Consider the following 23,491-nt stretch of genomic DNA (forward strand, 5'->3'; position numbering starts at 1 on the left):
GGCGGCACGGCGGACGCGCGTCAGTCGCGGCCGCCCTTCTCCTTGGCGGGCCAGACGCCGGTGGAGCGCTCGATCGCCTTGGCGCCGGTGCGGTCGGCTGCGCTGCGGGCGGCGGCGAAGATCGCGCCCTGCACCGCCGCGGCCAGCAGGACCTCGCCCCAGCCGCGGTCCCGGTCCAGGGCGTCCGGTGCGTCGTCCTCGTGCCGGATCGCCTTCCACGCCTTGCGGAACGCGAGCCCCGCCAGGGCGCCGCTCGCCCAGCCCAGCGCGAATCCGACGGGCTGGTAGACGAGGGGGAGCTTCCTCTTCTTGGCCATGGATCTCCTCACTCCTTCTCTGTCGTGGGGGAGGGACGGGCGGCTCGGCCGGCCGTCGGCACCTCTTCACCGGCCGGTACCGGGCCGGGCGGCGTGCCGTCGCCGAACGGGCGGCCGCCGAGCTCCTCACGGTGGTGCGGGGAGTGCCAGCCGGCCAGGTCCGGTCCGAGAGGAACGATCCCCGTCGGATTGATGCCGGTGTGCACCCGGTAGTAGTGCCGTTTGATGTGGTCGAAGTCGACGGTGTCGCCGAAACCGGGCGTCTGGAAGAGATCGCGGGCGTACGCCCACAGCACCTGGTTCTCGGTCAGCTTCCAGCGGTTGCACTTGAAGTGACCGTGATAGACGGCGTCGAAACGCACCAGCGTGGTGAACAGCCGGATGTCCGCCTCGGTGAGGGTGTCGCCCACCAGGTACCGCTGCCGTGCCAGTCGTGGCGTCAGCAGCTCCAAGCGCCGGAAGACCCTCGCGCACGCCTCTTCGTACGTGTCCTGGCTGTCGGCGAAACCCGCCCGGTACACCCCGTTGTTGACGTCCTCGTACACGTCGGCCATGACCGCGTCGATCTCGTCGCGGAGCCGCTCCGGGTAGAGGTCGGGCGCTCCGGGGCGGTGCAGCGCCGTCCACTCGGTGGCGAGGTCCAGGGTGATCTGCTGGTAGTCGTTCGTCACCAGTCTCCCGCTCGGCACGTCGACGATCGCGGGCACGCTGACCCCGCCCGGGTGACCGGGCTCGCGTCGTTCGTACGCCTCGGCGAGGTACCGGATGCCGAGGACGGGATCGCGCCCGCCGGGGTCGAGGCCGAACCGCCAGCTGCGGTCGTCCTGGACCGGATCGGTGATCGCCATCGACAGGGGGCCCTCCAGACCGAGGAGCCGCCGGGAGATCACGGCCCGGCTCGCCCAGGGGCAGGCGCGGCTGACCACGAGCCGGTAGCGGCCCGCCTCGACGGGCCGGCCGTCGCGGCCGTCCGCGGTGATCCGGTCGGTGAAGTGACTCCTGCCGCGCCTGAAGGGCGTGTGCCCGTACGCACGGTTGCCGTCGCCGCCCCCGTCGCTCATGGCTTCCTCCCGGTGGTGTCGCGTCTCCTGTTCCCCGCGTTCCCCGATTTCGACCGGCGGCACGGTGTGATCGCGATCGACCGGGGAATTCGGCGAGGGTGAGCGCGACATCCTCAGAACGGAACGCCGGCGAACGAGCAGGCCGGCCCAGCACGTCCGGCGTGCCCGGAGCGTCGGGGGCATCCGGTGCACCGGCCGCGCCCCGGGCAGGGAGCACGCGCAAGGAGGACGACGGCGGGGCCGATCGCAGGACCCGCGTCACCGTGCTCGTGGCGCTGGCCGCCAATCTGGTCATCGCCGCCGCCAAGGGGCTGGGCGGCGTCCTCGCCGGCTCGCCGGCGCTGCTGTCGGAGGCCGCGCACTCCGTGGCCGACAGCCTGAACGAGGTGTTCCTGCTGGCCGCCCTGCGCCGCAGCCGTCGCCCGGCCGACCGCCGGCATCCCTTCGGCTACGGCAAGGAACGCTTCTTCTGGTCGCTCCTCGCCGCCGTCGGGATCTTCGTGATGGGCGGCTGCTTCTCGTTCTTCCAGGGCGTCGAGGCGCTGCGGTCGGGAGCCGACGAGAAGCTCAGCGGCTATGTGGCGGGCCTGATCGTGCTCGGCGTCTCCTTCCTCGCGGAGGGCGCGTCGCTGGCACGGGCCCTGCACCAGGTGCGCCGGCAGGGCGGCAGCGCGGGCCTGCGCGACCCCGCCCTGCGCACGGTCGTCGCGGAGGACGGGACGGCCGTGCTCGGCGTCACCCTGGCCGCGATCGGCATGGCCCTGCACATGGTCACCGGACAGGTCGTCTGGGAGGCCTCCGCGTCACTGGCGATCGGCGCGCTGCTCGTCTACGTCGCCTTCCGGCTCGGCCGTGACGCCCGCGACCAGCTCATCGGCGAGGCCGCGGCCCCCGAGACCGGCGCGCGCATCCGCGCGCTCCTCGACGCCCAGCCGGAGATCGACAGCGTGGAAGCGGTGTTCACGATGCAGATGGGCCTGGACTCGGTTCTGGTGGCGGCCCGCGTGGATCTCGTGCCGGGCCTGGACAGCGAGCGGGTCGAGGAGGTCGCCGTGCGCATCAAGCGGTCGGTCGCCTCGACGATCTCCGAGGCGGACCAGGTCTTCCTCGACGTGACCGACCGGCCCGCGGGAGAGACGGCGCAAAGCCCCGCCGCGACGGGGGAGCGCGGCGGGGCCTGACCTTCGGGTGCCCGGTGGGAACGCTTCGACGCGTTCCCACCGCGGATTATTTTCCGGGCGCGCGCCCGCGAGGACGCCGCCCGCGCGACCCCGGAGGGTCAGCGGCTCCCGGTCGGCTCCACGACGAACACCGGGATCTCCCGGTCCGTCTTCGTCTGGTACTCGGCGTACGGCGGATACGCGGCGACGGCCCGCTCCCACCACTCGGCCTTCTCCGCGCCCGTGACCTCACGGGCCGTCATGTCCTGCTTGTGCGGCCCGTCCTGGAGCTCGACCTGGGGGAGGGCCTTGATGTTGTGGTACCAGACGGGGTGCTTGGGCGCCCCGCCCTGGGACGCGACCAGGGCGTACCGGCCGTCGTGCTCGACGCGCATCAGCGGGGTCTTGCGTATCCGGCCGCTCTTCGCGCCGAGGGTCGTCAGAAGGATGACGGGCAGTCCCGTCTCCTGCAGGGTCGTGCCCTCGGTGCCGCCGGAGCTTTCGTAGAGCTCCACCTGTTCGCGCACCCACTGTGTCGGGCTGGGTTCGTACTCCCCTTCGAGAGGCATGGTCTTTGTCCCCTTCGTCATGTCGCTGAAGCCGCTGTGCCGTCATGTCGTCGTTCCGGACGCGTCCGTGCGAGGTCCCGCGCGTCGCACGTCCGGCCCGCAGACTGCTCCAACACCGCAGGCCGCGAGTTTCATCCGCACCTCGGGCCGCCTACGTCACCATGCGGACGGCGAGCACGGTCATCACCGCGCTCGACACGAGGGCCGTGACCAGACGCCCTCGCCGACCGGTGAGCGCGCGGCCCAGCAGGGCGCCCCCTCCGGCGAGCAGCACCTGCCAGCTCGCCGAGGCGACGAAGGCCGCCAGCACGAAGACGCCCTGATCCAGGGGCCGTACCGGATCAGCGTCGCCGGCTCCCAGCACCAGCGCGGCGAAGTAGACCACGGTCGTCGGGTTGAGGAGGGTGATGCCGAGGAGGCTCAGACAGGCCCGGGCCGGGCCGGTCGGAGGCGGTTCGGACCGGGTGGCGAGCCGGTGGGCTTGGTACTGGCGCACGGCGCTGCGCGCGCCCCGGACCGCCAGCGCCAGCAGGACCAGGGCCGAGACCCAGCGCAGTGGCGTCAGCACCGGTCGCAGCACGGCCGCGACGGCGGAGCCGCCGACGGTCGCGAGCAGGGCGTAGAGGCCGTCCGCGGTGGCGACGCCGAGCGCGGCGCCCACCCCGGTGCGCAGGGAGGTACGGGCGGTGAGCGAGACGAGGTAGGTCGCGACCGCGCCGACGGGCACGGCGATGCCGTAACCCGCGACCAGGCCCGCGACGAGGGCGGCCGTCACCGTCGTGCGGCGTCGCGCCTCCGGGGGCGGCCGGGCTGCTGCTGGACCGGCGCCGTGGGAGCGGCGGCGGACATCAGCGGCAGAGAGGCGTCGAAAGTGAGCATGGCTGGATCCTGCGGGTGAGGAGTGGCCGGGGGCAACCGGATTTCCGCGTCCCGTCCCCGCCCGCGTTCCGGTCCCGGGACGCCGGGACGAGCCGCGGGCGGCCGGGCCCGCATACGCTCGTTCGCGTACCTCCCCCCACCTTCCACCGATGTCAGGAGCGGCGAGCATGCAGTACGTGAAGCTCGGTTCGACGGGTCTGGACGTGTCGCGGATCTGTCTGGGCTGTATGACCTACGGCGTCCCGGACCGGGGCACGCACGAGTGGACCCTCGACGAGGAGGCGTCCCGGCCGCTGATCCGGCAGGCGCTGGAGGCGGGCGTCACCTTCTTCGACACCGCGAACGTCTACTCCGACGGCACCAGTGAGGAGATCGTCGGCAGGGCGCTGCGCGACTTCGCCCGGCGTGACGAGATCGTGCTCGCCACGAAGGTGCACGGCCGGATGCGGCCGGGTCCGGGCGGCGCCGGGCTGTCCCGCAAGGCGATCCTGTCCGAGATCGACCACAGCCTGCGCCGTCTCGGCACCGATCACGTCGACCTCTACCAGATCCACCGTTTCGACCCGCACACCCCCGTCGAGGAGACGATGGAGGCGCTGCACGACGTGGTGAAGGCGGGCAAGGCACGCTACATCGGGGCGAGTTCGATGTACGCCTGGCAGTTCGCCACCATGCAGCACACGGCCGAACGCCACGGCTGGACCCGGTTCGTGTCGATGCAGAACCACTACAACCTCCTCTACCGGGAGGAGGAGCGCGAGATGCTGCCCCTGTGCGCGGACCAGGGCGTGGGCGTGCTGCCCTGGAGCCCGTTGGCCCGCGGCCGTCTCACCCGCGACTGGGGCACGCGGACCGACCGCAGCGCCAGTGACGCCTTCGGCGGCACCCTCTATCCGGAGGACGACCGGACGATCGTCGAGGCCGTCACCCGCATCGCCGGTGACCGCGGGGTCCCGCGTGCCCGGGTGGCCCTGGCCTGGCTTCTGCACCAGGGCACGGTGACGGCGCCGATCGTCGGAGCGTCGAAGCCGAACCACCTCGAGGACGCGGTGGCTGCGGTCGAACTGGAGCTGACCGAAAAGGAGTTGCAGGAACTCGAGCAGCCCTACCGCCCGCACGCCGTCGCCGGGCACTGAACCGGGGGCGACGGGAGGCGACGCCCGGGGACCGAGGGAGGAGCGGGGCGGGCGAGGTGCTGTGAGGATCAGTGCGGGCCGGCCGGCGCGAACTCCGTGCCGCAGGGTCCCGCCCCCTCGCTCACCGGCAGGGCCAGCGGCTCGCCGTTCATCGTCATCGTCCGGTAGTACGCGCCGATCCGCTCCGCCGAGCGCCCGACGTAGTGCCCGATGAACGACCGGCGGAACCGGTCGCCGCTGCGGTTGGGCTGCGATCCGTGCACCAGGCTGCCGTTGAAGAACAGCACGTCGCCGGCGGCCATGTCGACCGGCGTCGTGGCGAGCCCGGGCGGCGGCGGCACGTACTCCCGTGCGAACGACACCTGCGCGTCGGCGGTCTCCGGGCAGAACAGGTCCATCCGGTGCGTGCCGGGCACGACTTCCAGGCCGCCGTTGTCGCGGTCTGTCTCGTCGCAGGCCAGCCAGGCGGCCACACAGGTGCCCGGTTCGACCTGTAGATAGAAGTTGTCCTGGTGCAGCGCCTGGCCCCGGGCGCCCGGCGGCTTGAAGTAGAACATGCTCTGTGCGGCCAGCACCTCCTCGTCGAGCAACTGCTCCAGCACGGCCCGCAGCCGGGCGTCCAGCAGCACCCGGCGGGCGAGCGGAACGATCTCGTGCGGGTGCATGACCCTCGGGTACACGGAGAGCGGGTCCACGGCGCCGGCGCGCGGCTCGAAATGCCCGGGCACCTGCCGCCCCGCTGCGTGCAGTGCCTCGAACTCGGCGCACAGCGCGTCGACTTCGTCCTGGGTGAACAGCCCGCGTACGACGGCGAAACCGTCCTCCCGGTACTGCCGCCGATCCGCCTCGCTCAGACGGGGGGTACCGGCGGTGTCGACGTCCGTGACCGTCATGCGTGGCCTCCTCGGTCTGCCAGGTGCGCGACCGGCACCGTAACCCCGCGCCCTGGCGGTGCGGAAGACGGGGCCGGGCGGGGGCGGCCCGGCGAGGGAAACGTCCGGCGATCACGTCCGGAAACGTGCCTCGAAAGAGCGCCAAAAGGGACAGCGATACTGTGACCGCCCCGCACCCCGATCCGGCATTGACGATTCGTCAATATCCGGCGGCCGGCACCCCGTGTACGAAACCGTGGGATCTCTTGTTCGTCCAGGTCCGGTTGTGCGAAGGTGTGCCTTGTCGGCGCGCGGACAACGATTTCCCCATCGTGCGCACGAGACGCCTCCCGTCACACTCCCCACGCTTCACAAGAGCTGTCCCCCGCGGACGTCAGAGGCGCCGAACCCTGCGCGAGTCGTCCCGCCGCCCGGGCGGAACCGCAAACCCGATGGTATGGACTTTATGCCGCATGCCCCCGGAAGGAATGCAGCCCGTGAATGACGCAGGCCTGTCGAATTCCCCTTCGGCGCGCCGCTTCGACGCGACGGACGAACAGCTCAGCGCGGAGCTGAAGAAGTGGACGGGCGCGTCGCCCGCGCTGCATCCCGTCGGCGAGCTGCTCGACCGGCACTGGGAGGCCGCCTTCGCCTACGCCCGGCTGTGCACCGACGACGAGCGCGCGGCCGGCATGCTCACCACCGCCGCCTTCACCCGGCTGTTCGGCGAGACCCTGCGGCAGAACGGTCCGACGGCCGCCTGGCGCCCTCATCTGCTGGTCACCGTCCGCCGTATCGCGGCCGAGTGGGACACCGACGGCCGCCGCGACCTGCTGCACCCCACGCTGCGCTCCGAGGGCGACGGCGACGGCGTGATCGCCGACCGCGCGGCCGCCCTCATGCTGCCGCCCGTGAACCGGCGCATGCTGTCCCGGGCGTTCCAGCGGTTGCCCGAGTCGGCACGCTGCCTGCTCTGGCACGTCGAGGTCGAGGCCGAGCCCCTGGCGGTCCCGGCCGGACTGCTCGGCCTCGAGGAGGACGGCGCCCGCGGCGAGTTGAGCCGGTCCCGCGAGCGGCTGCGCGAGGAGTGCCTCCAGGTGCACCGCGAACTCGCCACGGACGACGAGTGCCAGCGCTACCACCGCCTGCTGGACGTCACCTGCCGGCGCGGCGGCGTCGACGTCGACCCCGACCTGCGCACCCACCTCGACGGCTGCCGGCACTGCACCCACACCGCCGACCAGCTGCTGCAGTTCGAGGGGCTGCTCGGCACCGCCCTGGCCGACGGCATCCTGGGCTGGGCGGCCGCGGCCTATGTGGAGATCAGGGTGGCTGGCCACGGCGAGTCCGGCGAACCGGCCGGGGAGAAGGCACGCGGCTATGCGGGCGAGGCCTTCACGGACGGGTCCTTCGCGGCCGCCTCCGCCGGGACCGGAGCGCGCCCCGCGAACCGCGGCCGGCTGCGGTCCGGCCTGGCCTCCCGGATCGGGGCCCGCTTCGGCGACCTCCCCGCGGCCGCCGGCGTGCCGGCCGGCCCCGGCGGCGCATCCGCGCCCGACGCCGACCCGCGGTCCGGCTCGGCGACGGGCGCCGACGTGCGCCCCGGCGCGAGCCGTTCGGCGCAGAAGGCGGCCCGTCGCGCCGCCCGCCGGCGCAACCTCTCCGCCGCCGTGCTGACCGTGAGCGGCCTCGTCGTCCTGCCGTTCATGGTGTGGGCCGTCATCGACTCCGGTGACGGATCGGCCCCGACCGCCAACAGCGGCGCGGCGGAGCCCGACGCCCCGGGCACGGACAGGGCCACCGGCGATCCTTCCTGGGCGGGCGCCGACGCCGCCGCACAGGGCACCGTGCGCGGCCGTCTGCACAACGTCGCCTCCGGGCTGTGCATCGGCGTCGAGGGGGCCAAGCCGGTCAGCGGCGCCGAGGCCGAACTCGCCGCCTGCACCTCGGCCGCCGGCCAGCAGTGGGCGTACGACCCGAACGGACTGCTGCGCAGCGCCGCGGCCCCCGGTCTCTGCCTCGACTCCCGGCTCGGTTACTCGGTGCGGCTCGCGCCGTGCACGGGCGCCGCGCAGCCGGACGCCAAGAACGTCCAGTACGACTTCACGCTGCAGGGCACGCTCGTCCCGCGCTCCGGCCAGAACCTCGCGCTGGCGCCCGCCGCCACCGACGGCTCGGGCGCACTCGTCCTGAAGAACCGGGTGGACAGCGCCGCCCAGCGATGGGTGATCGACACCTCGCGCCCCGACCCGCAGATGGAGTTCGTCAACTGGGGCGCCGACAGCGGCCCCACGGACGGCCCGAACCCGTCCGCCGTGCCGAAGGCCGCGAAGCCGGCGCCGGTCCCGGCGCCCGCGCCGTCCGCCGCGCCGACGCCGTCTGCAGGCGCGTCCCCGGGTCCGGGCGGCACGTCCTGCTGGTACGGGAACCCCTGCTCCGGCGGCCGGCCCGGCACGTCCGGCGGCTCCGGCTACGGGGGCTACGGCGGTCACGGCTACGGGGGATACGGCGGCGGTCAGGGCTATGGGGGGTACGGGTACGGGTACGGGGGCTACGGCGGTTACGGCTACGGGGGATACGGCGGCCCGCGCTGAACCGGGCGCTCAGGCGCCGATCACCTGAAGCGAGGCCCACAGGGCCACCACGGCCGGGACCAGCGCGGCCGGCACCGTGAGCAGGCCGAGCCGGGTGAACTCGCCGACCTCGACGCGCTCGTCCCGTTCCTGCACCACCCGCCGCCACAGCAGCGTCGCGAGGGATCCGGCGTAGGTCAGGTTCGGGCCGATGTTCACCCCGAGCAGCACCGCGAGCACCGCCCCGGTCCCCGCCGGGGCGGCGAGGGGCACCAGGACCAGCACCGCGGGGAGGTTGTTGATCAGGTTCGCGAGGACGGCGGCCACCGCGGCGACGGCCAGCAGCGCGACAAGCCCCGATCCGCCGGGCAGCACGTGCCGCAACGCGTCGGCGAGACCGTTGTCGACCACCGCGCGCACCACGATCCCGAGCGCCAGCACGAACGCGAGGAACCCCGGCGCGGCGGCCCGCACCACGGCGACCGGCGTCACGCGGCGCCGTGCCAGCGCGCGCCCGGCCATGACGAGGGCTCCGGCGAGCGCGGCCCAGGCCGGTTCGACCCCGACCGCGGAGGCCACCACGAATCCCGCGAGCGTGCACGCCACGGTGATCAGCGCGAACAGCGGCAGCTCGGGTTCCGGGCCTTCGTCGGCGACGGGCTCGGCGGCGGGCAGGTCGGCGGCGAAGAATCGTCGCATCACCAGATACTCGGCGCCGATCGCGACCACCCACGGCAGCGCCATCAGGGCGGCGAAGCGGGTGAAGCTCAGCCCGCTCGCGGTGAACGCCAGCAGGTTGGTGAGGTTGGACACCGGGAGCAGGAGCGAGGCGGTGTTCGACAGGTGCGCGCAGGCGTAGACGTGCGGCCGTGAGCGCACCCCCATCCGGGCGGCGGTGGCGAACACCACCGGCGTCAGCAGCACCACCGTGGCGTCCAGACTGAGCGCCGCCGTGACGGCCGACGCCAGCACGAACACCGCGACCAGCAGGCGCCGGGGCCGGCCGGCCGCCCGGCGGGCCATCCACGCGCCGCACGCGGTGAACAGTCCCTCCACGTCGCACAGGTGCGCCAGCACCAGCACCGCGGCGAGGAAGCCGACGACCGGCCCGAGCCGTTCGGCCTCCGCCAGGGCGTGTTCCGGCGACACCGCGCCCAGGGCGATCACCGCGGCCGCCGCGGGGACGGCGACCAGGGCCTCCGACCGTCCGGCGGGACGCAGCACCGCCCAGCCGAGAGCGGCGGCGAGCAGGACGACGGACAGACTTTCGGCGAGCGGGGTGTTCAGGGCGTTCTCCGGGACGAGGTGGGGGACGCTGCCCGCCCATCGAGGAGGACCGGGAGCCCGTCCATGAAAACATGTTCGGGTAAGGACCCCGCCCGGCACCTCGGCGGGAGGGCGTCCTCAGCCCTCCTCGAGGAGCGCAAGCTCCGCCCAGATCGTCTTGCCCTCGGCGGTGTGCCGGCTGCCCCAGCGCTGGGTGAGCTGGGCGACCAGGAGCAGGCCGCGGCCGCCCTCGTCCCAGGTCTTCGCCCGGCGCAGGTGCGGCGCGGTGTGGCTGTGGTCGGAGACCTCGCAGATCAGCGTCGTCGCGTCATGGATGAGCCGCAGCCGGATGGGCCGGGAGCCGTACCGGATCGCGTTGGTGACGAGCTCGCTCACCACCAGTTCGGTGGTGAACGACGCGTCGCTCAGCTCCCAGCGCGACAACTGCTCGACGGCCTGCTTGCGGATCGGCGCGACCAGTGCGGGGTCGGCGGGGATGTCCCAGGTCGCCACCCGGGACGCGGGCAGGCCCCGCGTGCGGGCGAGCAGCAGGGCCACGTCGTCGGCGACCCCGCCGGGCGGCAGCAGCGTGCGCAGGATCCGGTCGCAGGTCTCGTCCAGGGAGCCCGAGAGGTCGGCCAGCGCCTCCCCGAGCAGCCGGTGACCGGCGTCCGCGTCCCGCTCGCGGGACTCGACCAGGCCGTCGGTGTAGAAGGCGAGCACACTGCCTTCGGCGACCTCCAGCTCGGCCGACTCGAACGGCAGTCCGCCCACGCCCAGCGGAGGGCCGGCGGGCAGCTCGATCGGCCGGGGCGTGCCGTCCGGCCGGAGCAGCACCGGCGTCGGGTGCCCGGCGCGCGCCAGGGTGCACCGCCGCGACACGGGGTCGTACACCGCGTACAGGCAGGTCGCTCCGACCTCACCGGGGCTGCCCTCGCCGCCGGCCTCCTCCGACAGCCGGACCACCAGGTCGTCCAGGTGGGTGAGCAGTTCGTCGGGAGCCAGGTCGATGTCGGCGAGGGTGCGCACGGCGGTGCGCAGCCGGCCCATGGTGGCCGAGGCCTGGACGCCGTGTCCGACGACGTCCCCGACGACCATGGCCACGCGCATCCCGGACAGCGGGATGACGTCGAACCAGTCGCCGCCGACCCCGGCGCGGGCGGCGGGCAGATAGCGGGAGGCCGCCTCGACGGCGGCGGTGCGCGGCAGGGTCCGCGGCAGCAGGCTGCGCTGCAGGGCGAGGGCCGTCTCGCGTTCGCGGGAGTAGCGGCGGGCGTTGTCGATGCAGACGGCGGCGCGCGTGGTGACGTCCTCCGCCAGCAGCAGGTCGTCGGGGGAGAAGGGCTCGGGACGGCGGAACCGGGTGAGGACGGCGACGCCGAGGGTGACGCCCCGGGCCTGGATCGGCACGGACATCGTGGAGTGGACGCCGATCTCCCGGACCCGGGCGGCGCGGGCCGGGTCCCAGGCCAGCCAGGCGTCCAGACCGCCGCCGGCCAACGTGCCGACGATGGTGCGCCCCGCGACCAGCGAGTCGGCCTGCGGCGATCCGACCGGGTAGTCCTGCGCCTCGCCCGGCTTGGCCACAGCCTCGGGGTTGCCGGGGTTGACCGAGTGGTGCGCCGCGCGCCGCAGACTCACCGGCGGGTCGAACCGGGCCGGGGGTTCGCCGTCCTGCGGGTCGAGCAGGTCCACGCTGACGAAGTCGGCGAGCGCCGGGACGCAGACCTCGGCCAGCTCCTGAGCCGTGCGGGTCACGTCGAGGGTGCTGCCGATGCGCACGCTCGCCTCGTTGACCAGCTGGAGCCGTTCACGGGAGCGGTGGTGCTCCGTGAAGTCGTGGACGGCCAGGCACACCCCCCGGACCCGGCCGGCCGGGTCGGTCAGCGGCGCCATCCGGGCCAGCCAGGCGTGCGCGTGGTCCTCCCCGCCGGTCCGCATGTACGTCTCGACGTCCCGGGCCCGGCCGCTGTGGAGCACCTGCAGCATGTGCCGTTCCAGATCGGCGCTCTGCGACAGGCCGCCGATCTCGGAGAGCCGCAGACCTCGGACACGCTCCTCGGGGAGCCCGATGACGTCGGTCATCGCGTCGTTGATCCGGCGCAGCCGCAGCTGTTCGTCGTAGACCGCCACGGCGCAGGGTGACTGGATCAGGCTCGCCATGGCGAGCGGTTCGTCCGAGGGGGCGGGACCGCTCCCGGTGAGCGGGGTGACGACGAGCCACCGCCCGGGCCGGCCGTCCTCGGACCGGATGTGGTGGGCCAGCAGCCAGGTGGGCACCGGCCGGCCGTCGCGGTGGCGCAAAGTCACCGTTCCGTCCCAGCGATGACCGGTGAGGAGGGGCGGGCGTCCGGTCAGGAGCTCCGCCGCGGGCCGGCCCACGACCTCGTCCGGGGACCAGCCGAGGAGGGTCCGGGCGCCCTCGTTCCACCCGATGAGGGTGCCGAGGTCGTCGACGACGGCCCGGGCCGTCGCGGCCTCGTCGAACGGATACTCCGGGCTCATCTCGCCACTCCCACGCGGGCACTCACCGTGAACAGGCAGGTCGCTTCCGTTCCAGCCTAGTGCGTCCGGCCCGGGCGTGGACCGGAACCCCCGTGGGGCGGCGGCGCAGCGGCCGTGCGCCGAGGTCAAGAGACAGAACCGGCCGAACTTCCCCGGTCGGGATCCGCCGGTCGGGCGCCACCGTGAGCCGCCGTGCCCTCGCAGCCGAGTCGCAGCGGAGTCGCCGCGGCGGCGGTGCGTGCGCGCAAGCGCCTCAGGCCGCGCCGATGCCCTCGAACGTCACCTTCGCCGTGTCCACCGTGCCCGCGCTGCGGCCGGGCGCGCTCTGCCAGGACCAGTACAGGTTGGTGTGGGCGATGACCTGCTCCGGGGCCGGAGCGCCGTACTCGCTGAGATCCTCCGTGGTGTGCGCGTCGCCGACCAGCGTCACGTCGTAGCCACGTACGAAGGCGCCGTGCAGGGTCGAGCGGATGCACGCGTCCGTCTGCGCGCCCGTGACGACGATCCGGCCCACCCCGTGCTCGGCGAGCACCGACTCCAACTCCGTTTCCTCGAAGGAGTCGAAGTAGCCCTTGTGCACGAGCGGCTCCGACTCGAGGCGGACCAGCTCCTCGACGAAGTGCCAGTTCTCGCTGCCGCGCACCAGGTCGGCGTCCGAGTGCTGCACCCAGACGACCGGCGCCCCCTGCGCACGTGCGGCGTCGATCAACGCGCCGATGTTGGCGATCACTTCGTCGCGCCGGGGTGCGCCCGCCACCACGCCCTTCTGGACGTCGATGACGAGCAGAGCCGTACGCGGCCGGTCGGGCAGGGTGGTCATGGAGGCTCCCGTGTGCTCGCAGTGCTGTGCGGACTGCTCACCCTAGGACGCCCCACTGACAACGCCCCCGCCGACGGCCCGCTTGCGACGCCCACTGCCGACGGCCCACGGATGACGCCCGAACCGGCAACGGCCCGAGGTCATTTCGTCCGCACCGTTGACGGGGTGTCATGACTGCAACAAGCATGTCCTTCGACCCCTCCCTGGGAGCGCTCCCATGGGCCGCCCCGGTCCTGCACGGAGCGTCCCGCGTCCTCCGAGGAGCCCGGACGTGAAACGACGCAGAACGGCCCTGCTGTCCCTCGCGGCCCTGCTGGGTGCGGCGCTCACCGCGCTGCCCGTCCAGCAGGCCGGCGCCGAGGAGACCGAGCAGGTCAGGAACGGCGGCTTCGACACGACCGCCGACCCGTGGTGGACCAGCAACGTCACCGCCGGCCTCGCCGGCGGCCGGCTCTGCGCGGACGTGCCCGGCGGCACCGTCAACCGCTGGGACTCCGCCGTCGGCCAGAACGACATCACCCTGCAGAAGGGGTCGACGTACCGTTTCTCCTTCAGTGCCTCGGGGGTGCCCGAGGGCCATGCGGTGCGGGCCGTCGTGGGCCTCGGCGTCGCGCCGTACGACACCTGGTACGAGGCGACCCCGGTGCTGAGCGCGTCGGGGGACTCGTACGCGTACACGTTCACCGCGCCCGCCGACAGCGCCCAGGGGCAGGTCGCCTTCCAGGTCGGCGGCAGCGCCGACCCCTGGCGCTTCTGCATGGACGACGTGTCGTTGCTGGGCGGGGTGCCGCCCGAGGTGTACGAGCCCGACACCGGACCGCGGGTCCGCGTCAACCAGGTCGCCTATCTGCCCGGCGGGCCGAAGAACGCCACGCTGGTGACGGACGCCGTCGGCAGGCTGCCCTGGCGGCTGAAGAACGCCGCCGGGGCGACGGTCGCGCACGGCTGGAGCGTGCCCCGCGGCCTCGACGCCTCCTCCGGGCAGCGCGTGCACTCCATCGACTTCGGAGCCTTCCGCAAGGGCGGCGCCGGCTTCACCCTGGTCGCCGACGGCGAGACCAGCCGCCCGTTCGACATCGGCACGGCCGCCTACCGGCGGCTGCGCCTCGACGCGGCGAAGTACTACTACACGCAGCGCAGCGGCATCGCGATCCGCGACGACCTGCGGCCCGGATACGGCAGGGCCGCCGGGCACGTGGGCGTCGCACCCAACCAGGGCGACACGAAGACGCCGTGCCGGACCGGGGAGTGCGACTACACCCTGGACGTCTCGGGCGGCTGGTACGACGCCGGGGACCACGGCAAGTACGTCGTCAACGGGGGCATCGCGGTCTGGGAGCTGATGAGCACCTACGAACGCTCCCTCCACGCCCGCACCGGGCACCCGGACGCGCTCGGCGACGGCACGCTCGCCCTGCCCGAGAGCGGCAACAGGACGCCGGACATCCTCGACGAGGCCCGCTGGGAGCTGGACTTCCTGCTGAGGATGCAGGTGCCGGCCGGTGAGCCGCTGGCGGGCATGGCCCACCACAAGGTCCACGACCAGCAGTGGACGGGTCTGCCGCTGCTGCCGGCCGCCGACCCGCAAAAGCGCGAACTGCACCCGCCGACGACCACCGCGACCCTCAACCTGGCCGCTGCCGCCGCCCAGGCGGCGCGGCTCTACAAGCCCTACGACAAGGCGTTCGCGGCGAAGGCGCTGAAGGCGGCGCGCACCGCCTGGTCGGCCGCCGTGGCGCACCCGAAGGTGTACGCCGACCCGGCCGACGGCACCGGCGGCGGTGCCTACAACGACGACGACGCGACCGACGAGTTCTACTGGGCGGCGGCCGAGCTCTATCTGAGCACGGGGGAGAAGCAGTACGCCGACTTCGTCACCGCCTCGCCCGTGCACACCGCCGACGTGTTCCTCCCCTACGGCTTCGACTGGTCCCGCACGGCCGCCGCAGGCCGGCTCGACCTCGCCCTCGTGCCCAGCCGGCTGCCGGGACGGGACGCGGTGCGCCGGTCGGTGGTGCGCGGCGCGGACGCCTATCTGGCGGCCCTCACGGCGCAGCCGTACGGCATGCCCTACGCGCCCGACGGCAACCGTTACGACTGGGGTTCGAGCCACCAGGTCCTGAACAACGCCGTGGTGATCGCCACCGCCTACGACCTGACCGGCGCGTCGAAGTACCGTGACGCGGCAGTCCAGAGCATGGACTACGTTCTCGGCCGCAACGCCCTCAACATCTCGTACGTCACCGGCTATGGCGAGGTGAACTCCCACCGTCAGCACAGTCGTTGGTACGCCCACCAGCTCGACCCGAACCTGCCGGACCCGCCGGCCGGAACGCTCGCCGGAGGACCGAACTCGAGCATCCAGGACCCCTATGCGCAGAGCAAGCTCCAGGGGTGCGTCGGCCAGTTCTGCTACATCGACGACATCCAGTCCTGGTCGACGAACGAGACGGCGATCAACTGGAATGCGGCCCTGGCCCGGATGGCGTCCTTCGTGGCGGATCAGCAATAGGACGGGACTGATCGGGAGCGAGCACGGACGAACACCTTCTGGTACCGCGCGGTCATCAGTTTGACCTGGGGTGATTTACGAGTAAGTACCCGCGCGGTACCGTGAAGGGCATGCCAGCCCTCAATGTGGAGTTCAGCGATCGCGAGCTGGAGGACCTGCGGCAGATCGCCAAGGAACGCGGTACGTCGATGAAGGCACTCGTGCGGGAGGCGGCCGCGGCCGACATCGCGCGGCACCGGGCGCTGCAGGAGGGCGCGGAGGAATTCCGCAGGTTCTTCGCGTCCCATGCCGACGAGTTCGCGGCCGCCTTCCCCGAAGACGAACGCTCCGCCAGGAGCGAGGGGCGGGTCGCCTGACCGATGACAGCCGTCATCCACATCGACGTGCCCTGGCTGCTCCAGCGCCATGAAGAGGTCCTGCCCGAGCAGCCCACCGTCAACGACTTCTCGGCCCTGGTCGCCGCCGTGGCCCGGCACCGGGTCGACCCGCCGAAACTGGGCGTGGACTCCGACCCCGCCTGGCGGGCCGCCGCGCTGCTGCACACGCTCACCCTGCTCAGACCCCTGCCCTCGGCCAACGCCCGCTTCGCCTGCGCGACGGCGGTGGCGTACATGTTCACCAGCGGCGTCGGCATCGATCCGCCGTACGGCGCGCTCGTCGACCTCGCCCGGGATCTCCTCGACGGGAAGACCGACGTGTACGGCGCGGCGGACCGGCTGCGCTCGTGGCAGATATAGCGCGGGTCCGCACGGGACGCTGCAGAGGAATCCTTCCGGGCCGCCGGCCGAGGGCGGGAGGAACAGGGCCGGCGGCCGTTTCGCGCAGGAGAGCCGCCGTCCTGCGCGGGGCCTTTCGAGGAAGTGGCCGGTGCCCAGCCAACTACCCGGGCCGGTGCGGCGGGAGCGTGCGCGGAGCCCTGCCGCGTGCGCGTGTTTCACACGGGGCGCAAGAAGGGATTCCGACCGCGACGCCGGGCCTTGCGGAAAGGAGCCGTACGAGGTGGGAGCCGCTTTTCGCTTATCGACTTTCCATCAACAAAGGGCGCCTTCGACTCTCGCCTTGTTGCGCGCGACTTAGTTGTGCAAAGGTGAACCACCCGTGCGGGGGGTCGAGGCCGGGCCCCCTGCGTTCGTCGGCGGAGGCGAATTGGCGCTCCCTGCCCGCACCGAACAGGTACGTACCAAAGGAATTCGCTCAGTGCCCACCCCCCAGCCTCCGCTTCCGCCCTACCCCCCGCCGGGCCAGGGCCCCGGAGAGTCCGACGAGTCCCTCGCCGCCGGGATACGCGGCGGCGCGGACAGCGAGGTCGCCCAGTCCACGGCGCTGCTGATCGCCCGGCACTGGCGACCGGTGCACGAGTACGCGGTCATCTGCCTCGCCTCCTCCGGAAGCGTTGCGTCGATGATCACCGCCGCCGCCTTCCACCAGGTCTTCGACCGGCTCAAGCTGGGCGAGCCCGGCACCGCGCTGCGCCCCCGACTGCTGGTGACCGTCCGGGACATGGCCCGGCTGTGGTCCGCCGACGAGCAGCTGTCCGGCGTCCTGCCGGTGCTGCGCAAACCCGCCGGGGCCCGCGGCATGCGCACCGCGCAGTCCATGACGCCGGAGAACCGGGTGCTGGCCGAGCGCTCGTTCCAGGGCCTCCCCCCGGTCGCCCGCTGCGTGCTGTGGCACGTGGAGGTCGAGGCCGAGCAGATCACCGTCGCGGCCGGACTGCTCGGCATGGACGGTGAGACCGTGACCGCGGCCCTCGAACAGTCCCGCGACAAGCTCCGCGAGGGCGTCGTGCGCGCCCACCGGGAACTCGCGCCGAGCAAGGACTGCCGCTTCTACAACCGGCTGCTGGACGTGCCCATCCGGCGCGGCGGCGAGCTCCTGCCCGACGTGCGCAAGCACCTGGACGAGTGCCGCTACTGCCGCTCGGCCGCCGAGCAGCTCGGCGGCTTCGAGAGCGGCCTCGGCCTGCTGCTCGCCGAGGCCGTGCTCGGCTGGGGCGCCCGCCGCTACCACGACACCAGGCCCGGCCGGTCCCGGCAGCAGACCGTGCGCCTCAAGGGCTCTGCGCGGCACCGCGGGGGCGGTACCCGGGGCCGGCGCGGCGCCCTGCTCTCGAAGATCCCCTCGCCGCGCCGGCGCGCGTCCGACGGCCCGCGCTCGGCGCGCAGGCTGTTCGCCGGTGTCGGCCTGGCCTCGGCGGGGCTGGTGACCACCCTGCTCGCGGCCGGCCTGTGGACGGACGGCGGGTCCGACCCCGCCTCCTCCAGCAGCGGCGTCCCCGGCGCCGACTCGCAGGCCGGCACCGCCTCGCCGACCGCGCCCGGCACCGCCCGCCTGCCCGCCACGCCACGGCAGACCCGGCTGCGCAACGCCGCCGCCGACCTCTGCCTGGACGTGCGCGGCGAGGTCAAGGCGGGTGCCTCCGTCGAGCTGGCGGGCTGTTCGACCGAGGCGGCGCAGCGGTGGTCGTACGGCGACGACGGGCAGGTGCGCAGCGTGGCCCGGCCCGACCTGTGCGTCGACTCGCATGTGGACGCCGGCGTGGTCATCCTCGGTGCGTGCGCCGACGCCACCGACGCCCGCGGTGACGACGTCCGTTACGACCTCACCGTCCAGGGCGAGTTGCTGCCCCGCTGGGACGACGCGCTGGCGCTCGCCCCGGCCGGTGAGAACGCGGGCAGCGACGTGGTGGTGAAGGTGCGCGACCACTCGGCGAGTCAGCGCTGGCTGACCGACGGCCCTTCGGCGAGCCCGGGCTCCCTCGCGGTCGCCGGTACCGGAGCGCCGCCCCCGGCCCGGCCCGTCCGGGCCGAACCCGTCGACCTGGCGGACGGGGCCCTCTGAGGCCCGGTCCGGCCGTCAGCCGGCGTCCTCGACCAGGTCCTCGGGGCCGACGGTCGAGGGGCGGCGGTGGCCGCTGAGGGCCAGCGTGAGGTCGAACTCGGCGAGCAGGCAGCGGATCACGTGCTCGACGCCGGACTGTCCGTCCAGGCCGAGCCCGTAGACGTAGGGCCGGCCGAGCAGGACCGCTCGCGCGCCGAGGGCGAGGGCCTTGAAGACGTCGTCGCCGGTGCGCACCCCGCTGTCGAACAGCACGTTCAGCCGGTCGCCGACCGCCCGCGCCACCCGGGGCAGCGCGTCGGCGGCCGCCACGGACCCGGCCACCTGCCGGCCGCCGTGGTTGGAGACCACCACGCCGTCCATCCCGGCGTCCGCCGCCAGCCGGGCGTCGTCGGGGTGCAGCACGCCCTTGAGGACGATCGGGCCGTCCCAGTTCTCCCGCAGGAACGCCAGGTCCGGCCAGGTCTTGCCGGGGTCCGCGAACAGGCTCACGAAGTGCATCACCGCCGCGTCGGGGTCCTCGTGCACGGGCCGGGCCAGACCTGCCGCGAAGGCGGGGTCGGTGAAGTAGTTGGCCGTGCCCACGCCGTGCAGGAACGGCAGGTAGGCCTGGTCGAGGTCGCGGGGCCGCCAGGCCAGCATCGGGGTGTCGAGGGTGACGACCAGCACCGTGAAGCCGCTCGTCCTCGCCCGGTCCAGGAAGCTGCGGGTGACCTCACGGTCCTTGGACCAGTACAGCTGGAACCACCGCTCGGCGTCCCCCATCGCCTCGGCCACCTGCTCGATCGGCGTGCTGGAGGCCGACGACAGGATGTACGGGACGCCGTGTGCCGCCGCCGCCCGGGCCGCCGCGGACTCCGCCTCCGGGTGCATGATCGACAGCACCCCGACCGGCGCCAGCGCCAGCGGCGCGGGCAGCGTGCGGCCCAGCACCTCTACCGACAGGTCCCGCTCGTGCACGTCGCGCAGCATGCGCGGGACGATCCGGCGGCGCCCCAGCGCCGCCCGGTTGGCGCGCGCCGTGCTGCCGTCGCCCGCACTGCCCGCGACGTAGCCGACCGGCCCCGGTCCGAGCCGCTGCTCGATGAGCTCCTCCAGCCGGGTCAGGTCGGTGGGCAGCCGGGGGACCGCGCCGGTCGTCCCGTTGAGGTAGATCTCGTACTGGAAGTCCCCCCAGTGCCTGGCCATCTGCGCGTCCCGTCTCTCGTCGTCCGGCTCGTCCCGTCGTCCCGTCGCCCGGACGTGGGTGCCGCGGGGGCGACCCTACCGGCGGGTGGGGAAGATCGTCGGGGGCGCCGGGGGCGCTAGCGGAATGTTTCAGGCCGATTAACAAAGCTATGAGAACCGGTCATCGAACTGATCGAAGGGATCATGAAGCGCTTGTTTTCGGCGTTGGAACGTTCGAATCTGGTGACTTCGCGCCACTGATTCAATACGCAAGGTTACCGAAACCCGTGGGGTCGATGTGAGATTCGGCGACGGACTCGGCAGACTCGCGCTCGCCGCGTTCGGCACCGACCGAGTCGGACCGGCACACCCCCGAATCGAGCGGAAGGATGCACACAATGCGGAACACCGCGCGCTGGGCAGCGACCCTCGGCCTCACGGCCGCAACCGTCTGCGGATCCCTCACCGGATCCGCGGTCGCCGCCCCGGCCGCAGCGCCGACCTCCCTGTACGCCCCGTCGGCACTCGTGCTGACCGTGGGCCACGGAGAGACCGCCGCCACCGCCAACGCGGCCCGGGCCGTCACCCTGAGCTGCGCGCCGACGCCCTCGGGCACGCATCCGGCCGCCGCGTCGGCCTGCGCCGAACTGCGTGCCGCCGGCGGCGACCCGGAGCTCCTGGCGGGCCCCGGCCACGCCGTGTGCACCAGGCAGTACGACCCGGTGGTCGTCACCGTGGACGGCGTGTGGCAGGGCAGGCGCGTGGCCTTCGCACACACCTTCGCCAACGAGTGCGTGAAGAACGCTGCCGAGAGCAGCCTCTTCGCGTTCTGAGGACCGGGATCACGTGGTCCTCGTGGACACCGAGGGCAGGCTCGTGAAGTGGGGAGTGCGAGCCCCTGACGCGGGACCGCTGTGATCTCGTACCCGGAGGCCGGGCAGGCGGTGTGGGGCTGCCGCCCGGTCTCCGGGCTTTTCGTGTACGACCTGGCCGTGCCGGCTGCGCGGACGCCGCCGGCGGACACGGTCCCAGGGACGGGACAGGGCCTCAGGGGCGCTCCCGGTCCCGGTGGCTGGTGTCGCACCAGGGATAGCGGCGGCTGCGCCGGCAGGTGCACAGAGCGACCCGGAAGCGGTCGGAGGAGACGGTTGTGCCGTCCTCCAGCTCCACTTCCACCGGGCCCTCGACGAGCAGCGGCCCCCCGCGCCGGACGCTGATCCGGCAGGGCTTGTCAGTGGGGGAGTCCGGCACGGGCGACCACCAGCCTCTCGTTCTCGTCGTTGCTCGTTGCTGCTCGTGGTCCGGGGCGGCGTCGCCGTGGCGCCGCGGGGCCGGTCAGGAGGCGCGGGCGGTCTCCCGCTCGGGCAGCGGGACCCGCAGGGAGGACCCGCCCGAGCGCCAGGCGGCCAGCAGGCGGTCGCCGAGACGGTCCTCCAGCATCCCGGTCGCGTCGACGCCGAACGCGATGTCGGCCGCGAGGCGGGGTTCCTCCTCGAGGAGGCCCGCGATGACCTCGTGGCGCACGACCTGCTCGTGGACCGCGTCCGCCTCGACGTGCTCGTCGTAGAAGTGCACGGCGGCGGGGCCGGCGTTCGCGCGGCGCATCGCCTGCGCGAGCCGCCGCGAACCGGGCGAAGAGGTGATCTCCACCGCCGCGAAGTGGCCGACCAGCGCGCCCCGCAGCGACCGGTGCAGGCCGAACAGCGACATCATGTTGACCACGGCCAGCGCCTGCGCGCACGCCGCGTCGAGGTAGCGGCCGTAGCCGGTGTCCAGCCCCAGGTCCGCCATCAGGTCCGCGAAGAGCCGGGCGTGCACGCGCTCGGGCCGGCCGCCGCCGTACTCGTCGAACTCCACCGCCGCCATGGCCGCCTTGGCCCGGCCCCACAGCCGCGGCAGCACCCATGCGTGCGGGTCCGCCTCCTTGAGGTGGTACAGGGAGCGCTGGGCCGCGTACTCGCGCAGCTGCCAGGCCTCGCCCTCGGCGGCCAGGAAGTGACTGACGCCCGTGCCCCCGACGGGCTCCACGAGGATCTCCGCCAGGGCCTCGTCGAGGGAGTCGTGGACGGGTGTGTCCGCACGCAGGGCGGTCAGGAAGCGGTGCTCCAGCTCGGCCCGGACCCGCAGCAGCGCCGGGTCCCACTCGCGGTCCGGGGACACCCCGGCGAAACCGCGGTAGTGCAGCTCATAGCAGAGATACAGGGCCAGTTGGAGGTCGTCGCCGTAGGGGGAGGCGGACGCCGCCGCCCCGTCCGCCGGGAGGGGGCCGGCGTTCTCCAGGTAGGCGCGGACGGCCGTGGAGACCGGGCCCCGGGGGTCCGGCAGCGGCGGTCCTGCGGGGTCGTGTGACATGCGGGCCGGGTACCCAGGGGCGGCGGAAACACCCGTCGGCCTGCGGTTCGTCCCAGGAGAGGGGCCGCACGCCCCGCCCGGCGGCCCGTCGAGGGACGCGGCTCGCGGGGTCAGTCGCCCCGGGACTTCTCCTGGGCGCGCTCATCGGTGGTGAGGGCGTCGGCGGCCTCACCGCGGCGCCGGGTGCGCTCGCCCTCCGGGTGGTCGACGCGGGTCTCGGCGTCCTCTATCTCTCGGATGACCTCCTCCAGAGTGGTCCGGGGGCGGTCCTGACCGGTGTCGGGGCGCTTCTCGTCGTCGGGCACGGTGGCTTCCTTCCGCCGGCTCGGTGTCGGTGTCGGTGTCGGTGTCAGTGTTTCGCGAGGCGCAGCGGGATCGGCTCAGGGGGCGCGTCCGCGTCGCCGGCGGGCCCGGTGACCTCCGCCCACCAGGCCGGGCCGTCCTCCAGATGGCGCAGCATGACGCCCTCACGGATCGCCCAGGGGCACACGGTGAGCGTGGAGAGCCCGGTGAGCTTCATCGCCGTGTGCCCGATCACCGCGCCGGCCAGGCTCTGTGCGGCGCGCGGCGCGGAGATGCCCGGCAGCCGGGCGCGTTCGGCCGAGGGCAGGGCGGCCAGCGTGTCGACGGCCTTGCGCAGGTCGCCGCGGTGCAGGGTGCGGTCCATGAAGGGGCCGTGCCGCCCTGGCGGCGCCCCGCACAGCCGGCCGAGCTGCTGGAAGGTCCGGGAGGTGGCCACCGCGGTGCGCGGGCCCTCCCAGCGGATCCGGGCGGCCACGTCCCTGAGCTGGTGACGGATCCGGCGGCGCGCCGCGCGCAGGAGCTCCGGGGACGGCGGGTCCTGGTCCGCGAAGAAGTCGTGGGTGAGGCGGGCCGCGCCCAACGGCAGGGAGACGACGAAGTCCGGCAGCCGGCCCCGGCCGAAGGCCACCTCGAAGGAACCGCCGCCGATGTCCATCAGAGCGAGCGGCCCCGACCGCCAGCCCATCCAGCGCCGGGCGCCGAGGAACGTCAGCTCCGCCTCCACCTCGCCCGGCAGGGTGGACAGCGCGACGCCGCTGCGCGCGCGGACCGTGCGCAGCACCTCCCGCCGGTTGGGGGCGGCGCGCACCACGGCGGTGGCGAAGGCGAGCGGCCCCGTGGCCCCCCACCGGTCCGCGGTCCGGGCCGCGGCGGCGACCGCCTGCACGAGCCGTTCCACGGCCCCGTCCGGAATGGGGTCACCGGGCTTGACCTGCTCGGACAGCCGCAGCCGCCACTTGGCCGTGTGCACCGGGAGCGGAACTCCGCCCGACGCGTCGGCGACCACGAGTCGCACGGTGTTGGACCCCACGTCCAGAACGCTGATTCTCATGGACCGCGAGTACCCAGGCCCCGACCTTCATACGTGGCCGGGGAGAAACGGAACGTAACGGGAGGTGGTCCCGCAAAAGGGAGTGCGTCGAGGATCCGACGCCGGAAGGG

General features: G+C 73.5%; 21 protein-coding genes. 8 read left to right on the forward strand and 13 right to left on the reverse strand.

Annotated features, from left to right (window positions below; genetic code table 11):
* Positions 1-20: 20 nt before the first annotated feature.
* Both ACH4ZA_RS11165 and ACH4ZA_RS11170 read right to left on the reverse strand, forming a co-directional pair.
* Positions 21-317 carry a DUF4235 domain-containing protein gene (locus ACH4ZA_RS11165; protein ID WP_057577503.1) on the reverse strand — a complete coding sequence of 99 codons (297 nt, stop codon included), beginning with the start codon at positions 315-317 and terminating at the stop codon, positions 21-23.
* Positions 318-325: 8 nt separating this feature from the next.
* A complete protein-coding gene (locus ACH4ZA_RS11170; protein ID WP_398428973.1) occupies positions 326-1,378 on the reverse strand; it encodes a glutathione S-transferase family protein in 1,053 nt (350 codons plus the stop codon).
* Between the two features lie 263 nt (positions 1,379-1,641).
* On the opposite strand from ACH4ZA_RS11170, the gene ACH4ZA_RS11175 reads away from it, so the two are divergent.
* Positions 1,642-2,559 carry a cation diffusion facilitator family transporter gene (locus tag ACH4ZA_RS11175; RefSeq protein ID WP_398428974.1) on the forward strand — a complete coding sequence of 306 codons (918 nt, stop codon included), beginning with the start codon at positions 1,642-1,644 and terminating at the stop codon, positions 2,557-2,559.
* A 98-nt stretch (positions 2,560-2,657) separates the two neighbouring features.
* On the opposite strand, the gene ACH4ZA_RS11180 is transcribed toward ACH4ZA_RS11175, so the two are convergent.
* A complete protein-coding gene (locus ACH4ZA_RS11180; RefSeq protein ID WP_398428976.1) occupies positions 2,658-3,107 on the reverse strand; it encodes a nitroreductase family deazaflavin-dependent oxidoreductase in 450 nt (149 codons plus the stop codon).
* A gap of 151 nt (positions 3,108-3,258) precedes the next feature.
* A complete protein-coding gene (locus ACH4ZA_RS11185) occupies positions 3,259-3,882 on the reverse strand; it encodes a LysE/ArgO family amino acid transporter (RefSeq protein ID WP_398428977.1) in 624 nt (207 codons plus the stop codon).
* A gap of 271 nt (positions 3,883-4,153) precedes the next feature.
* Between ACH4ZA_RS11185 and ACH4ZA_RS11190 the strand changes: the two genes are divergently transcribed.
* The gene (locus tag ACH4ZA_RS11190; RefSeq protein WP_398428978.1) at positions 4,154-5,122 is read left to right on the forward strand and encodes an aldo/keto reductase; all 969 of its coding nucleotides are present in this window, start codon (positions 4,154-4,156) and stop codon (positions 5,120-5,122) included.
* A gap of 68 nt (positions 5,123-5,190) precedes the next feature.
* Here the strand turns inward: ACH4ZA_RS11190 and ACH4ZA_RS11195 are convergent, their stop codons facing one another.
* Complete coding sequence (locus ACH4ZA_RS11195) at positions 5,191-6,015, reverse strand: phytanoyl-CoA dioxygenase family protein (RefSeq protein WP_398428979.1); 825 nt, start codon at positions 6,013-6,015, stop codon at positions 5,191-5,193.
* 467 nt (positions 6,016-6,482) lie between these two features.
* Between ACH4ZA_RS11195 and ACH4ZA_RS11200 the strand changes: the two genes are divergently transcribed.
* Positions 6,483-8,588, forward strand: a complete 2,106-nt coding sequence (locus ACH4ZA_RS11200; protein WP_398429272.1) for a ricin-type beta-trefoil lectin domain protein — start codon at positions 6,483-6,485, stop codon at positions 8,586-8,588.
* A gap of 9 nt (positions 8,589-8,597) precedes the next feature.
* Here ACH4ZA_RS11200 and ACH4ZA_RS11205 read toward each other — a convergent pair whose 3' ends face one another.
* The 3 genes from ACH4ZA_RS11205 to ACH4ZA_RS11215 all read right to left on the reverse strand — a co-directional run bounded on the left by ACH4ZA_RS11205 (position 8,598) and on the right by ACH4ZA_RS11215 (position 13,158).
* Entirely contained in the window at positions 8,598-9,854 is a 1,257-nt protein-coding gene (locus ACH4ZA_RS11205; protein ID WP_398429273.1) for an SLC13 family permease, read from the reverse strand.
* 117 nt (positions 9,855-9,971) lie between these two features.
* On the reverse strand, positions 9,972-12,338 hold the full coding sequence (locus ACH4ZA_RS11210; protein WP_398428981.1) for a SpoIIE family protein phosphatase: 2,367 nt from the start codon (positions 12,336-12,338) through the stop codon (positions 9,972-9,974).
* A 253-nt stretch (positions 12,339-12,591) separates the two neighbouring features.
* On the reverse strand, positions 12,592-13,158 hold the full coding sequence (locus tag ACH4ZA_RS11215; RefSeq protein ID WP_398428982.1) for a cysteine hydrolase family protein: 567 nt from the start codon (positions 13,156-13,158) through the stop codon (positions 12,592-12,594).
* 271 nt (positions 13,159-13,429) lie between these two features.
* Between ACH4ZA_RS11215 and ACH4ZA_RS11220 the strand changes: the two genes are divergently transcribed.
* From ACH4ZA_RS11220 to ACH4ZA_RS11235, 4 genes are all read left to right on the forward strand, one after another.
* Positions 13,430-15,670, forward strand: coding sequence for a glycoside hydrolase family 9 protein (locus ACH4ZA_RS11220; protein ID WP_398428984.1), 2,241 nt, complete (start codon positions 13,430-13,432; stop codon positions 15,668-15,670).
* Positions 15,671-15,780: 110 nt separating this feature from the next.
* On the forward strand, positions 15,781-16,026 hold the full coding sequence (locus ACH4ZA_RS11225) for a hypothetical protein (protein WP_266716421.1): 246 nt from the start codon (positions 15,781-15,783) through the stop codon (positions 16,024-16,026).
* Positions 16,027-16,029: 3 nt separating this feature from the next.
* Positions 16,030-16,407, forward strand: a complete 378-nt coding sequence (locus ACH4ZA_RS11230; protein ID WP_057577480.1) for a hypothetical protein — start codon at positions 16,030-16,032, stop codon at positions 16,405-16,407.
* Between the two features lie 460 nt (positions 16,408-16,867).
* Positions 16,868-18,511, forward strand: a complete 1,644-nt coding sequence (locus ACH4ZA_RS11235) for a ricin-type beta-trefoil lectin domain protein (protein ID WP_398428985.1) — start codon at positions 16,868-16,870, stop codon at positions 18,509-18,511.
* Positions 18,512-18,526: 15 nt separating this feature from the next.
* Here the strand turns inward: ACH4ZA_RS11235 and ACH4ZA_RS11240 are convergent, their stop codons facing one another.
* Complete coding sequence (locus ACH4ZA_RS11240; RefSeq protein WP_398428986.1) at positions 18,527-19,696, reverse strand: lactate 2-monooxygenase; 1,170 nt, start codon at positions 19,694-19,696, stop codon at positions 18,527-18,529.
* Positions 19,697-20,073: 377 nt separating this feature from the next.
* On the opposite strand from ACH4ZA_RS11240, the gene ACH4ZA_RS11245 reads away from it, so the two are divergent.
* Complete coding sequence (locus ACH4ZA_RS11245; protein ID WP_398428988.1) at positions 20,074-20,508, forward strand: subtilase-type protease inhibitor; 435 nt, start codon at positions 20,074-20,076, stop codon at positions 20,506-20,508.
* 214 nt (positions 20,509-20,722) lie between these two features.
* Here the strand turns inward: ACH4ZA_RS11245 and ACH4ZA_RS11250 are convergent, their stop codons facing one another.
* The 4 genes from ACH4ZA_RS11250 to ACH4ZA_RS11265 form a co-directional block, all read right to left on the reverse strand.
* Positions 20,723-20,926, reverse strand: coding sequence for a CDGSH iron-sulfur domain-containing protein (locus ACH4ZA_RS11250; protein ID WP_398428990.1), 204 nt, complete (start codon positions 20,924-20,926; stop codon positions 20,723-20,725).
* A gap of 84 nt (positions 20,927-21,010) precedes the next feature.
* On the reverse strand, positions 21,011-22,027 hold the full coding sequence (locus tag ACH4ZA_RS11255) for an iron-containing redox enzyme family protein (protein ID WP_398428991.1): 1,017 nt from the start codon (positions 22,025-22,027) through the stop codon (positions 21,011-21,013).
* 110 nt (positions 22,028-22,137) lie between these two features.
* On the reverse strand, positions 22,138-22,332 hold the full coding sequence (locus ACH4ZA_RS11260) for a hypothetical protein (RefSeq protein WP_398428992.1): 195 nt from the start codon (positions 22,330-22,332) through the stop codon (positions 22,138-22,140).
* A 44-nt stretch (positions 22,333-22,376) separates the two neighbouring features.
* Positions 22,377-23,381: a Ppx/GppA family phosphatase gene (locus ACH4ZA_RS11265; RefSeq protein ID WP_398428993.1), complete on the reverse strand. Its 1,005-nt coding sequence runs from the start codon at positions 23,379-23,381 to the stop codon at positions 22,377-22,379.
* Positions 23,382-23,491 lie beyond the last annotated feature (110 nt).

Source organism: Streptomyces sp. NPDC020597 (genome assembly GCF_044335095.1).
Taxonomy (GTDB): Bacteria; Actinomycetota; Actinomycetes; order Streptomycetales; family Streptomycetaceae; genus Streptomyces.